The 12,490-nt window shown below is 50.9% G+C and carries 11 protein-coding genes; 1 reads left to right on the forward strand and 10 read right to left on the reverse strand.

All coding sequences use genetic code 11. The features are described 5' to 3' along the window. Positions 1–99: 99 nt before the first annotated feature. The 10 genes from H6A13_RS05770 to H6A13_RS05815 all read right to left on the reverse strand — a co-directional run bounded on the left by H6A13_RS05770 (position 100) and on the right by H6A13_RS05815 (position 10,983). On the reverse strand, positions 100–378 hold the full coding sequence (locus H6A13_RS05770) for a DUF2325 domain-containing protein (RefSeq protein WP_204908665.1): 279 nt from the start codon (positions 376–378) through the stop codon (positions 100–102). Further along, the gene (locus tag H6A13_RS05775; protein ID WP_204908666.1) at positions 375–797 is read right to left on the reverse strand and encodes a flavodoxin; all 423 of its coding nucleotides are present in this window, start codon (positions 795–797) and stop codon (positions 375–377) included. Before H6A13_RS05775 ends, H6A13_RS05770 begins: the two co-directional genes overlap by 4 nt. Continuing rightward, positions 794–1,396, reverse strand: coding sequence for a DUF3793 family protein (locus H6A13_RS05780; protein ID WP_204908667.1), 603 nt, complete (start codon positions 1,394–1,396; stop codon positions 794–796). The genes H6A13_RS05775 and H6A13_RS05780 overlap by 4 nt, the downstream gene beginning before the upstream one ends. 220 nt (positions 1,397–1,616) lie before the next feature. After that, positions 1,617–1,961 (reverse strand): cupin domain-containing protein, encoded by a 345-nt coding sequence (locus H6A13_RS05785; protein WP_204908668.1) that lies wholly within the window; start codon positions 1,959–1,961, stop codon positions 1,617–1,619. 169 nt (positions 1,962–2,130) lie between these two features. Then, entirely contained in the window at positions 2,131–4,122 is a 1,992-nt protein-coding gene (locus H6A13_RS05790) for an ABC transporter permease (RefSeq protein WP_204908669.1), read from the reverse strand. Continuing rightward, on the reverse strand, positions 4,119–4,883 hold the full coding sequence (locus H6A13_RS05795; protein WP_204908670.1) for an ABC transporter ATP-binding protein: 765 nt from the start codon (positions 4,881–4,883) through the stop codon (positions 4,119–4,121). Before H6A13_RS05795 ends, H6A13_RS05790 begins: the two co-directional genes overlap by 4 nt. Positions 4,884–4,959: 76 nt before the next feature. Beyond that, the gene (locus H6A13_RS05800; RefSeq protein WP_243424740.1) at positions 4,960–6,021 is read right to left on the reverse strand and encodes a sensor histidine kinase; all 1,062 of its coding nucleotides are present in this window, start codon (positions 6,019–6,021) and stop codon (positions 4,960–4,962) included. After that, complete coding sequence (locus tag H6A13_RS05805; RefSeq protein ID WP_204908671.1) at positions 6,018–6,689, reverse strand: response regulator transcription factor; 672 nt, start codon at positions 6,687–6,689, stop codon at positions 6,018–6,020. Before H6A13_RS05805 ends, H6A13_RS05800 begins: the two co-directional genes overlap by 4 nt. A gap of 26 nt (positions 6,690–6,715) precedes the next feature. Beyond that, on the reverse strand, positions 6,716–9,913 hold the full coding sequence (gene carB / locus H6A13_RS05810; protein ID WP_204908672.1) for a carbamoyl-phosphate synthase large subunit: 3,198 nt from the start codon (positions 9,911–9,913) through the stop codon (positions 6,716–6,718). Between the two features lie 2 nt (positions 9,914–9,915). Then, positions 9,916–10,983, reverse strand: a complete 1,068-nt coding sequence (locus tag H6A13_RS05815) for a carbamoyl phosphate synthase small subunit (RefSeq protein WP_204908673.1) — start codon at positions 10,981–10,983, stop codon at positions 9,916–9,918. Positions 10,984–11,146: 163 nt separating this feature from the next. Here H6A13_RS05815 and H6A13_RS05820 point away from each other — a divergent pair, with 163 nt between their 5' ends. After that, positions 11,147–12,415: a peptidoglycan-binding protein gene (locus tag H6A13_RS05820; protein ID WP_204908674.1), complete on the forward strand. Its 1,269-nt coding sequence runs from the start codon at positions 11,147–11,149 to the stop codon at positions 12,413–12,415. Positions 12,416–12,490 lie beyond the last annotated feature (75 nt).

The following is a 12,490-nucleotide window of genomic DNA, read 5'->3' on the forward strand; positions in this document are numbered from 1 at the left end:
CTAGATATAGTGTACCATGAATCCCGCATAAAAAAAAGAGGCATCACCAATGTCTTGTTCAAAACCGGCATTGATTCTGTATCCTCTTTTTTCAGAATATTATGTGCACTCCTGCAGTACATTTTCCAGCGCGCTGGCGCTGCTGCTGTGAGACCGTTCCACACGGATCTGATAACGCTGCGCCTCTTTTAACGCGCAGTGGACCATTTTATGAGCCACTGTAGAGGTAAACAGGATGATCAGGTCCGGCCGGCCGATCTGGGTCTTCAGATTCCCGGACATCCTGGTAAATACCTTGGCCTTACAGCTGTATTTTTTACAGATCTCTTTATACTGCTGTTCCATCCGCTCGTTTCCACCTATGATCACAACACTCATACCATCGCTCTCCCCGCAGCCTTCAGCGCTTCTACCGCTTCGGTGTCCGGCGCTTCATTTGCAATGATCCCTTCTCCAGTAATTAATTCTGCACCGGCATTTTTCATCCGCTCTTCCCAGTTCCGCATCCATTCGCCGTCTCCCCAGCCGTAAGAGCCAAACAGAAGGATCTTCTTCCCCTGCACCATTCCTTCCAGTTCTGAAACAAAAGGCTCCATCACGCTTTCTTCCAGTTCCTCCGCTCCCATGGACGGGCAGCCCAGCGCAAAAGTATCTTCCTTTGCAAGTTCCGCTGCATTCACACTGTCCGCCGTCTGGAGAACGGCCTCCCCGCCTGCCTCCCGGATTCCCTCCGCCAGGGCGTTTGCCATTGCCTCCGTATTTCCTGTACCGCTCCAATAAACCACTGAAATGCTCATGATAAAAAACCCTCCTTTGCAATATCACAGATACATTTTCCAATTAAAAATTCCTGAACCGCGTCAGATCTGGCCTTGTCATAGGCAAGAAATGTCTTCTCCTTTTCCTCCCGGTCGTGATAGACCTTCCAGTAACCTGACAAAAGGGAACTTTGGCCTTTTTTCTCAATGAATCCCTTCACATCTTCAATGGGATAATCAAGAAAAACTCCGATCTCATGAGGGAATCCCTGATTCCGTTCAAAACAGTACCGGATCTTGCGCGACAGCCTTTCCAGAGTTCCGAAAAGATTCTCCGGTTCATATCCGTATTCTTCCAAAAAACCGCAGACCTCGTCCCGCTTCAGATAAGCCGCAAACTCGTCCGGTCTGAAAAGAATCACCAGATATCTGCCATCCCTGACTGCGAGCCGGTACCATGAAATCTGTGTTCCCTGTAAGATTGAAGAAAGCATCCGGCATGACACGTAATCCAGATTCATCATACAGGCAATTTTGATCCCTTTCAGCAAAGGCGCACACTGCAGCACTACCTGGAACATGAGCCTTCTTACTCCGTCTTTATCTGAAAGCAGATCCGCAACTACCTCTGCAGGCATACTCATCCCTCCGCGAACCAAGAATTTATAATTGATTTTGATAATCATTTACATTTACAGAATACCATATTTACTTTATGCAGGCAACCGAGATTTTGATATTTATTCTCATTTAATAAAAAAACACCGGAGTTTCAGGAGAAATCTCCCAAAACTCCGGCGGATACCTGCCGTTCTCTGTTATGCCGACGCCACAGACCATCCAGTGATATGGCGCACTCTACTTCTTCAGGATCAAAGCCACAAAAGACAGCTCCTCATCCCCTGTATTCTTCAGGCCATGTCCATTCCCATCGTCACAGAAGAACACATCTCCGGCCTTAGCCTCAATCTCCTTCCCGTTATCACTGTACACACCTTTTCCGGTCAGAAGATAATACGTCTCGCTCTCCCCGTGATGCTCATGATAGCCAAGCTCACATCCGGCCGGGATCGTCACCCTGCTGAACATCCGGCAGTGCTGACCCTGATCCTCCCCGGTAAGCAGCGCCTCCTTCAAAATATATCCGGCGCCTCCATTGGCATGCTCCGCCTTCACAATCTCCCGCTCTCCTGCTCTAGTCATTCGTTTCGTCCTCCTTCGTATACAAATAGTCCTAAAAAAACAATACACCGACAGCCGAAAACTGTCAATCATTACCGAAAAATCCTTTCGGGTACACCCTGTTTTCCAAAAAGGTACAGGGCAAATTGCAAATGGGGACGTAGTCCTTTGCAAAAGGACTACGTCCCCATTACCGCACGATCTTGTAATACTCCCGCGCTGTTATGGCGTACACGATGGCATAGAACACCGCGAATACGGCTATGCATATGACGGTGCAAAGAAGATACAGTGGTGTGTTGGTAAAATTCAGGGTGACCATCAGTTTTTTGATCACCTGAAAGGCGACTGCCACGTGGAGTACCGCCATGGCCAGGGGCAGGAAGAATACGGTCAGCACCTGGCTTCTGATGGTGCGTCTGACTTCCCGCTGATCCATGCCGACTTTCTGCATGATCTGGAACCGTTCTTTGTCGTCGTAGCCTTCGGAGATCTGTTTGTAATAAATGATCAGCACTGCCGCGATCAGGAACAGGACGCCCAGATAAATGCCGATGAAGAACATGGCGCCATACAGGTCGTAAAAGCTGTCCCTGCTCTGCTGCCGGCTTTCGCACTGGATCCCCGGCACCTGGCTGACAAGGCGGTCTGTTATAGCCTGCTCCGCTGCCGTACAATCCGCCTCTTTTCCTTCCAGGTCAAAGAAGTGCACATATTCGACGGAACTTTGCTGCTCGATCCACTCTTCGGCCATATCGCTGCCCTCCCAGGCTTCTTTCAGGATGCTCTCGATCTCCTGCTCGTCGGATAAGATCAGGTAATATGCATCCGTCACCCGGGAGCGGTTCTTTGGCTCTACCTTCAGTCCGTCAATCGTGCCGGCCACCTGATACTCTTTTGATCCGATCCGCATCGTATCTTTCTTCCAGTCTTCACCTGTGGAATAAGCCAACACTTCATCCGGCTCCAGTGAAACATTCTTTCCCTCCATGGAATTATAATCTGCCACAGGGATCAGGTAAATTTCCCGCAGCGCTGATATCGTATAATCCGTCTCCGTTTTCAGATCAAATCCGTCTGTGCCAAGGATCCCCGCAGCTGATCCCTGATGATAGGAAAGCTCGGTATCCGGGTCTATGGTAACAGAGTGCCCCGCAGTTTCTTCCCGGATCACATCCTCTGTCATTGTCTCCAGTTCCGGGGAAGTCATGAGCAGCCTGACACCGTACTCTCTGGGAAACCGGTACCGCAAGATATCATCCATCCCCGCATACAGGGACAAGGTGGTGGACACCATCACCAGCACCATGGTGCTTAAGATACAAATATTTGCCAGTCCCACTGCATTTTGCTTCATCCGGTAGATCATCCCCGACACCGTTGTAAAATGCTTTGCCTGATAATAGTAAGACTTCTTTTTCTTCAAAATCTTCAGGACCGCGATACTTCCGGCCACAAACAGTGCATACGTTCCAAGGATCACGCAGATCACCGCAAGAAAGAAGGAAGAGATGGCTTCCAGCGGCGACTCGGTCACAACCGCGATCCCGTATCCGGTCCCCAGCAGTGCAAATCCGGCGATGGCCAGAAGCACTTTGGTCTTCGGTTCTTTCTCCCCCTGGCTGCTTCCGCGCAAAAGTTCTACCGGATTGGCAAGACGGATCTGCAAAAGATTATAGCAAAGGGTCAGAAGGAAAATCGCCAGGAACAGCAGGACCGCATCTGTCACCGCAGGAACTGATACTTCAAACTTCAGGCTGGTATGCGCCTGCAGAAGTTTCAGAAACGCCAGATACAAAAGCTTTCCAAATGCGATCCCCAGAAGAAGTCCTCCGCCGATCCCTGCAACCGCTGTGATCAGGGTTTCTGTCAGAAGCATTTTCGCGATGTGCCGCTTCCCCATTCCCAGGATGTGGTACACTCCGATCTCCCGTTTCCTGCGCTTGATGAGGAAACTATTGGTATAAAACAGAAAAATCACTGCAAATACCACGATCACGCCTCTTCCGTATGCCAGCACCACTTCCATGGTTTCCGTGCCAAGTCCTTCGGTCCTTGATAGCGCATCCATCATATAGAACATCATCACCGTCAGAACAGCTGTCAGGATATAGGGGACATATGTCTTCCGGTTGTTTTTCAGATTGGTCACCGCAAGTTTTCGATAAATCTGTCCTCTCATCTTGCGTCACCTCCCGTAGTCAGCACTGTCAGGGTATCGGAAATCTTCTGGTACATCTGCTCATTGGTAAGATTTCCGCGGTATAACTGATGGAACACCTCGCCGTCTTTGATAAACAGCACCCTTTTTGCCGTGCTGGCCGCCTTAACGCTGTGGGTAACCATCAGGATCGTCTGTCCGTCCCGGTTGATTTCTTCAAACAACTGAAGCAGCGCATCTGCAGCCCGGGAATCCAGGGCCCCTGTGGGTTCATCCGCCAGAATAAGCTGCGGCCTGGTGATCAAGGCTCTTGCCACAGCCGCCCGCTGTTTTTGTCCACCCGACACTTCATAGGGGTATTTCTGCAGGATATCCGCGATCCGAAGCTTCTCCACCACCGGTGTGAGCCGCTTTTCCATCTCCTTATATTTCCTGCCGGAAAGCACCAGCGGAAGCAGGATATTATCCTCAATAGAAAACGTATCCAGAAGATTAAAGTCCTGAAACACAAATCCCAGATTCTGCCGGCGAAACGCCGCCATCTCACGCTCTTTTACCCCGGAAAGATCCCGGCCTTTCAGGTAGACCTTGCCGCCGGTCGGCCGGTCAAGAGCCGCCAGGATATTCAGAAGCGTGGTCTTTCCGGAACCACTCTCTCCCATGATCGCCACATATTCTCTTTGCTCCACAGAAAAATTCACGTTCCGGAGCGCCTCCACCTGATTCCCGCCAAACCGGGTAGTATAAATCTTCTTTACATTTTGTACTTCCAGTAATGTCATCTGTTTTCCCGTCCTTTCCTCAATGTTCTGTTTACGTCTCCTATTATAAAAAAAGGAGAAATGCCCTTCCATTGATTTAGATGACATTTCCCTGTTCATCCTTACATTTCTGTAAGAATCCCTGTTCACGTTCCAGATACAGGTACACTTTTGTTCCCTGTCCTTCCTGCGACTCAATGTAAATGTTATGATGGAGCCGGTCCATGATCTTTTTGCATAAATACAGCCCGATCCCGGTAGACTTTTTGTCGGCTCTTCCGTTATACCCGGTAAATCCCTTTTCAAACACCCGGGGCAGGTCCTCTGCCGAGATTCCGATCCCCGTATCCTCGATCGCCAGCACCGGACGGTCCCGGTAACGGGTCATATAGATGGAGATGCCTCCTTCTTTCGTGTATTTCAGGGCATTGGAAAGGATCTGTTCCACCACAAAGACCAGCCACTTTTCATCCGTAAGCACCTGGTGATCCAGAGGCCCCAGATCCAGCCGGATCTTTTTCAGAATAAACATCCGCGAATACTTCCGCACAGCCTGGCGCACGATCTCATCCAGAGAATACTCTTCAAACACCAGATCTCCGGACATATCTTCCATACGCAGATAGGAAAGCACCATCTCCACATACTGCTCCACCTTGAAAAGCTCCAGCTTCATTTCCCTGACATAGGGAAGATCCGCTCTTTCTTCTTCCAGAGACTGGATCATCACTTTCAGAGCCGCAATGGGGGTTTTGATCTGGTGGACCCACATGCCGTAATAATCCAGCATCTCCTGTCTGGAGATACGGCCTGCAGATTCCAGTTCCCGCATCCGGCTGTATAATTGTTCTATGATCTCCTGATACTGTGCTTCCAGCTGCCCTGCCGCTTCCGGCATCCGGGAAATATCTGTCAGGATGGCAGTCTGATTCTCCTCCAGTTCCCGGCACCTTTTATAAAACCGGGCAAATCCGATGCCCCCGTACAGCGCCATCCATCCAACTGTCAGGAAACATCCATACCGCACCGCATCTGTACGGATATTGTGCAGAAAGAAAACCACCTGGAAAATGACCAGGATCCCGATATACAGACAGATCTGCCCTGCATGTTCTCTGAGATATTTTCGTAATAGTCTCCAACATCTGTGCCGCATCATTCTACGATATACCCAATCCCTTTCTTCGTCCGGATCACATCCTTCATGCCGGCGGACTCCAGCTTTTTCCGGAGTCTTGCCACATTGACCGTCAGAGTATTATCATCAATAAATTCATCGCTGTCCCAGAGTCTGGCGATGATCTCATCCCGGGAAACAATCTTGCCTGCCCGTTCAAACAGGACCTGCAGGATCCGGAACTCATTTTTCGTAAGTTCCACTTTCTGTCCTTCGTACAGGATCGTCGCATCCCCCAGATTCAGCACCATCCCGCCATGCTCCATAAGCCCCGCAGACCCCTGGAAGGAATAGGTCCGCCGGAGCATGGCCTGCACCTTGGCCGTCACCACATTCAGGTCAAACGGCTTTTCGATAAATTCATCCCCGCCCATGTTCATGGCCATGACGATATTCATATTATCGTCCAGGGACGACAGAAATATAACCGGCACCTGGGAAACTTTGCGGATCTCCTGGCACCAGTGAAATCCATTGAAAAAAGGAAGGGCAATATCCAGCATGACCAGCTGCGGATCAAATTCCAGAAATTCCACCATCACATTGTGGAAATCTTCCGTACATCTGACTTCATACTCCCACTTCTCCAGATGGGACGCCAGCACCCTGGCAATGGTCCTGTCATCTTCCACGATCAGGATCTTGTACATGCTTTTCACCCTTCCTTTCTTTTTCTTTAAATTTTTGCGATATCAATCAGCGTCAGCTTCTTAATATCTGTATTTTCCAGACTGGTGATCAGCGCCTCCGCCGTATCAATGGCAGTCAGAACATTGACGCCTGTCTCAATGGCGCTTCTGCGGATCACAAATCCGTCTTTGGACCGGTCTGCTCCCTGGGGCGGCGTATCGATGACCAGATCGATCTTGTGTCCCAGGATCAGGTCCATCAGATTGGGGCTTTCCTGCTCGATCTTATTGACCGCAATGACTTTCACCCCTGCTTCCTGCAGCGCGTGAGCAGTTCCTCTGGTGGCAAAAATGCGGTATCCGATATCCGCAAAACGCCGTCCGATCTTCACGGCCTCCTCTTTATCCTCATCCCTCACAGTCAGGATCATATTCTGATGCTTCGGAAGCTTGATGCCTGCGCCCAGGAACGCTTTATAAAGCGCCTCGTCAAAAGTCTTTGCGATTCCCAGGCACTCGCCGGTAGACTTCATCTCCGGCCCCAGGCTGATGTCCGCGTCCCGGATCTTCTCAAAAGAGAATACCGGCATTTTCACCGCGAAATAATCTGCCTCCGGCTGCAATCCGGGCGTATAGCCCAGTTCCCGGATGGTGTGTCCCATGATCACTTTTGCTGCCAGCGGTACGATGGGGATGCCGGTCACCTTACTGATATAAGGCACGGTACGGCTGGATCTTGGATTCACCTCGATCACATAGACCTCTTCCCCGCATACAATGAACTGAATGTTGATCAGACCGATCACATGCAGCGCTCTTGCAAGTCTTCTGGTATATTCGCCAATGGTTTCTTTCGTCTTTTCACTCAGACTTTTGGCCGGATACACAGAGATACTGTCTCCGGAATGGATACCTGCACGCTCAATATGCTCCATGATCCCCGGGATCAGGATATCTGTGCCGTCGCAGACCGCGTCTACCTCAATCTCCTTGCCCTGGAGATATTTATCCACCAGGATCGGATGATCCTGAGCGATCCGGTTGATGATCCCGATAAATTCTTCAATATCATGATCGTTAATGGCAATCTGCATGCCCTGTCCGCCCAGCACGTAAGAGGGCCGCACCAGTACCGGATATCCCAGCCGGTTTGCCACTTCCTTTGCCTCTTCTGCCGTATACACGGTGCCGCCGGTCGGTCTTGGGATCTCGCACTGTTCCAGGATCTCGTCGAACAATTCCCTGTCCTCTGCAGCATCCACATTCTCAGCGGAGGTTCCAAGGATCGGCACGCCCATCTTCATCAGGCTTTCCGTCAGCTTGATGGCTGTCTGGCCGCCAAACTGTACCACAGCTCCGTCCGGATGCTCCAGATCAACGATGCTCTCCACATCCTCCGGAGTCAGCGGTTCAAAATACAACTTATCCGCAATATCAAAGTCTGTGCTGACAGTCTCCGGATTGTTATTGACGATGATCGTCTCATAGCCTTCTTTGGCAAAAGCCCAGGTACAGTGTACGGAACAGAAGTCAAACTCGATTCCCTGGCCGATCCGGATCGGTCCGGAACCAAGGACCAGCACCTTCTTCTTTCCTGTGGTCTCTTCCACCTCATTTTCACTGCCGTATACCGAATAATAGTAAGGTGTCTCCGCCGCAAATTCCGCCGCGCAGGTGTCCACCATCTTATATGCCGCGCGGATTCCGTATTCATGGCGCATATCGTGGATCTGTCGCTCGGTATTGCCGGTCAGTCCAGCGATTACGCTGTCCGGGAATTCCATCCGCTTCGCTTCTCTTAAGGTGTCCGCATTCAGGGTCTGTGTCTGAAGGGTCTGTTCCATCTCGACCAGACGTGCGATCTTATCAATAAACCAGAGATCAATCTTAGTCGCCTCATGGATCTTCTCATAACTGATGCCCTGACGGATAGCCTCTGCGATCTTCCAGATCCTGCGGTCATCCACCACACGGAGTTCCTCCAGAAGATCCTCTCCCTTATATCCGGAGAAATCATAGGACATCAGGCTGTCTACATGCTGTTCCAGCGAGCGGATCGCCTTCATAAGCGCCCCTTCAAAGTTATCGCAGATGCTCATCACTTCGCCGGTCGCCTTCATCTGTGTGGTCAGCGTACGCTTCGCGCTGATAAATTTGTCAAAGGGAAGTCTCGGGATTTTTACCACACAATAATCCAGCATAGGCTCAAAGCTGGCATAGGTCTTCTTCGTTACCGCATTTTTGATCTCATCCAGCGTATACCCCAGAGCGATCTTTGCCGCTACTTTCGCGATCGGATACCCGGTCGCCTTGGACGCCAGCGCAGAAGAACGGCTGACACGGGGATTTACCTCGATCACACAGTATTCGAAGGTATCCGGATGCAGGGCGTACTGTACATTACAGCCGCCGGTAATATTCAGTTCGCTGATGATATTAAGAGCCGAGGTCCGCAGCATCTGGTACTCTTTATCCCCCAGAGTCTGGGACGGCGCCACAACGATACTGTCTCCGGTATGCACACCTACCGGGTCGATATTTTCCATATTACATACAGTGATGCAATTTCCCTTGCTGTCCCGCATCACTTCGTATTCGATTTCCTTCCATCCGGCGATGCACCGTTCCACCAGCACCTGGCCGACGCGGGAAAGGCGCAGTCCGTTTTCCAGGATCTCCACCATCTGCGCTCTGTCGTGGGCGATCCCGCCGCCGCTTCCTCCCAGAGTATAGGCCGGACGGAGAACCACCGGATAGCCGATCTTCTCTGCAAATCTTAACCCGTCTTCTACATTTTCCACCACCAGAGACGCAGCGCAGGGCTCTCCGATCTTCTCCATGGTCGTCTTAAATTCCAGACGGTCCTCTGCTTTTTTGATCGTCTCGGATGTAGTTCCGATCAGACGTACATTATTTCTCTTTAAGAAACCGCTTTCTTCCAGTTCCATAGCCAGATTCAGGGCCGCCTGTCCTCCCAGCGTGGGAAGTACGCTGTCCGGGCGCTCCTTTAAGATCAGCTGTTCCACCACCTCGGCGGTCAAAGGCTCGATATAAACCCGGTCTGCAATGTCTTTATCCGTCATGATCGTAGCCGGGTTGGAATTTAAGAGCACTACCTCAATGCCCTCTTCTTTCAGGGAACGGCAGGCCTGGGTTCCCGCATAGTCAAACTCCGCGGCCTGTCCGATCACGATCGGCCCGGATCCGATTACCAGAACTTTTTTAATCTCTTTATTTCTTGGCATTCTTATGCTCCTTTCATCATATCCATAAACCGGTCAAACAGGTATCCGGAATCCTGCGGTCCCGGGCAGGCCTCCGGGTGGAACTGTACAGTAAAGATTTTCTTTCCTTCGTAGATCAGCCCCTCGTTGGTGCCGTCATTGACATTGACGAACGCCTCTTTTGCAATCGCCGGATCCATAGTGGAAGCATCTACCGCGTATCCGTGATTCTGCGAGGATATGTACACCCGTCCGTTGCTCAAGTCTTTTACCGGGTGGTTGCCTCCCCTGTGCCCGTATTTCAGCTTATATGTCTTTGCGCCATTTGCAAGAGCCATCAACTGATGCCCCAGGCAGATTGCAAAAATCGGAATATCTGAATCGTATAATTTCTTGGTTTCTTGAATGATAGTTTCAAAGGACGCCGGATCTCCCGGTCCATTGGACAACATGATTCCGTCCGGATTAGAATTGATAATGACTTCCGCCGGTGTGTCAGCCGGATAAACCACCACTTCGCACCCGCGATTCTGTAAAGATCGGATAATATTATTCTTGGCCCCGAAATCCATCAGCGCCACTTTGGGGCCCTGGCCTTCCAGCACGTAAGACTGGCTGCAGGTCACTTCAGAGACTACGTCCCCTACGGAATAAGCTTTGAGTTTTGGAATGATCTCCTGAAGATCATAATCTTCTCTTGTAGTGATCATACCGTTCATCGTACCCTTTTCCCGCAGGATCTTCGTCAGCGCCCGGGTATCTACTCCTGCGATCCCCGGAATATCCTGACTGGCAAGGAAATCCTGAATGGTTCCCTCGCACCGGAAATTACTGGGCATTCTGGATAATTCTCTTACAATGTACCCGTCGGGCCATGCTTTCTTTGACTCCATATCCGGAGTGATCCCATAATTCCCGATCAGCGGATAGGTCATGACAACGGCCTGTCCTGCGTAAGAAGGGTCAGTCAGCACTTCGAGATACCCTGTCATCGAAGTATTAAATACGATCTCACTGATCATATCTTTTGTGGACCCGATACTCGTTCCTGAGAAGACGGTTCCGTCTTCCAAAATCAGAAATGCTTTCATTGATTCACCTTTTCCTTCCTATTACTCGACAAATTGTAGCAATTATACTATATGTTGTCCCGGTTTGCAACCGTTTTTCAAGAATACTCCCATATATATTTACAGAACCTTTTTCCCATTTTCTCATAGACTGATCGTAAGAGAGTTCTTATGAGGTACTGTTATGAATACAACTTCTTCCAACCCGGCCGGCGACACCCCGGATCTTGGGCAGCTTCAGGTCTATCTCACCTCTGCCGCGAACGGGTATCCCATAGCCGGCGCTTCTGTCCGCGTCTCCTATACCGGCGTTCCGGACAGCACATTCCTGGAACTGTCCACCGATGCCTCCGGCCAGACGGAAACCATAGAGCTTGCCGCCCCTCCCCTGGAGTACAGCCTGACTCCGGACACAGAGGAACAGCCCTATTCGGAATATACCCTGCAGATCGAGGCCCCCGGCTATGAACCTGTCACCATTGCAGGAACCGAGATCCTGCCGGATGTAAAGGCTCTTCAGAACACAGTCCTTAAGCCTCTTGGCCCTGCCGGAAGTTCCGAAGAAGTGTTTGTCATTCCGGCTCATACCTTATACGGGTCCTACCCGGCAAAAATCCCCGAGGAGGAGATCAAGCCCACCGACGAAACCGGCGAGATCGTCTTAAGCCGTGTGGTAGTGCCGGAGTACATTGTTGTCCACGACGGAAGTCCCCGGGACTCCACCGCCCAGAATTACTATGTCAAATACAAAGACTACATCAAAAATGTTGCTTCCAGCGAGATCTATGCCACCTGGCCTGCCGATACCATCCGGGCGAATGTTCTGTCTATCATGTCCTTTACCCTGAACCGAGTCTACACAGAATGGTACCGGAACCTGGGATACGACTTTACCATCACATCTTCCACTGCCTTTGACCACAAATGGATCCCGGAACGGAATATCTACGCGGATATTTCCGTGATCGTGGATGAACTGTTTTCCAACTATCTGTCCCGGCCCGGCGTGCGCCAGCCCATCCTTACCCAGTACTGCGACGGGCGCCAGGTCCAGTGCAGCGGATGGATGACCCAGTGGGGATCCAAAGCTCTCGGAGACCAGGGCTATTCTCCCATCCAGATCCTGCGGTACTATTACGGGGATGATCTGTACATCAATACTGCCGAATCCATTTCCGGGATTCCTTCCTCCTGGCCGGGAAGCAATCTGGAAGTTGGGTCCAGGGGCAGCAAGGTCCGGCAGATGCAGGAAGAATTGAACACCATCGCGGGCGCTTATCCGGCTCTTCCGAAAATCGATGCAGACGGCATCTTTGGTCCGACCACCCGGAAAGCGGTCCGCGACTTCCAGTCTGTCTTCGGTCTTCCCGCCACCGGGATCGTCGATTATCCTACCTGGTACAAAATTTCCGAGATCTATGTGGGAGTCTCCCGGATCGCGGAGCTCTCCTGACGCCGTCTTTTCACCCTCTGCCCTTCTGTTTGTACAAAAGGGAGCATGCACAGGTTTTTCTCCCCTGCGCATCGC

This window comes from Mordavella massiliensis (genome assembly GCF_016902415.1).
Lineage (GTDB): Bacteria > Bacillota > Clostridia > Lachnospirales > Lachnospiraceae > Merdimonas > Merdimonas faecigallinarum.

What these genes read in the sequence shown, in the direction of transcription:
- H6A13_RS05815 (WP_204908673.1), bottom strand. Translation starts at nt 10,983, where the DNA reads ATGAAAGCATTTCTGATTTTGGAAGACGGAACCGTCTTCTCAGGAACG.
- H6A13_RS05800 (WP_243424740.1), bottom strand. Translation starts at nt 6,021, where the DNA reads ATGATGCGGCACAGATGTTGGAGACTATTACGAAAATATCTCAGAGAA.
- H6A13_RS05785 (WP_204908668.1), bottom strand. Translation starts at nt 1,961, where the DNA reads ATGACTAGAGCAGGAGAGCGGGAGATTGTGAAGGCGGAGCATGCCAAT.
- carB (WP_204908672.1), bottom strand. Translation starts at nt 9,913, where the DNA reads ATGCCAAGAAATAAAGAGATTAAAAAAGTTCTGGTAATCGGATCCGGG.
- H6A13_RS05795 (WP_204908670.1), bottom strand. Translation starts at nt 4,883, where the DNA reads ATGACATTACTGGAAGTACAAAATGTAAAGAAGATTTATACTACCCGG.
- H6A13_RS05775 (WP_204908666.1), bottom strand. Translation starts at nt 797, where the DNA reads ATGAGCATTTCAGTGGTTTATTGGAGCGGTACAGGAAATACGGAGGCA.
- H6A13_RS05805 (WP_204908671.1), bottom strand. Translation starts at nt 6,689, where the DNA reads ATGTACAAGATCCTGATCGTGGAAGATGACAGGACCATTGCCAGGGTG.
- H6A13_RS05770 (WP_204908665.1), bottom strand. Translation starts at nt 378, where the DNA reads ATGAGTGTTGTGATCATAGGTGGAAACGAGCGGATGGAACAGCAGTAT.
- H6A13_RS05820 (WP_204908674.1), top strand. Translation starts at nt 11,147, where the DNA reads ATGAATACAACTTCTTCCAACCCGGCCGGCGACACCCCGGATCTTGGG.
- H6A13_RS05790 (WP_204908669.1), bottom strand. Translation starts at nt 4,122, where the DNA reads ATGAGAGGACAGATTTATCGAAAACTTGCGGTGACCAATCTGAAAAAC.
- H6A13_RS05780 (WP_204908667.1), bottom strand. Translation starts at nt 1,396, where the DNA reads ATGCCTGCAGAGGTAGTTGCGGATCTGCTTTCAGATAAAGACGGAGTA.